At 67.2% G+C, this 390-nt stretch carries 1 protein-coding gene; it reads left to right on the forward strand.

Going from position 1 to position 390, the window contains the following annotated elements; genetic code table 11:
- On the forward strand, positions 1 to 390 hold a 390-nt coding region (locus RNB18_RS53355; protein WP_311721225.1), incomplete at both ends, for a pyridoxal-phosphate dependent enzyme.

Raw genomic sequence — 390 nt, forward strand, 5'->3', positions numbered from 1 at the left:
GTGCTGATCCCGCAGGGCAAGATCGCGATGGGCAAGCTGGCGCAGGCCGTCATGTACGGGGCCAAGATCATTCAGGTCGACGGCAATTTCGACGACTGCCTGGAGCTGGCCCGCAAGATCACCGCGGATTTCCCGACCATCGCCCTGGTGAACTCGGTCAACCCGTACCGCATCGAGGGGCAGAAGACCGCCGCGTTCGAGATCGTCGACGCGCTGGGCACCGCTCCCGACGTGCACGCGCTGCCGGTGGGCAACGCGGGCAACATCACCGCCTACTGGAAGGGCTACAACGAGTATCACCGCGACGGTCTGTCGGACCGGCTCCCGCGCATGCTCGGCACCCAGGCCGCCGGCGCTGCCCCGCTGGTGTTGGGTGAGCCGGTCAAGGAG

Origin of the sequence: Streptomyces doebereineriae (assembly GCF_031845645.1) — a bacterium.
Lineage (GTDB): Bacteria > Actinomycetota > Actinomycetes > Streptomycetales > Streptomycetaceae > Streptomyces > Streptomyces canus.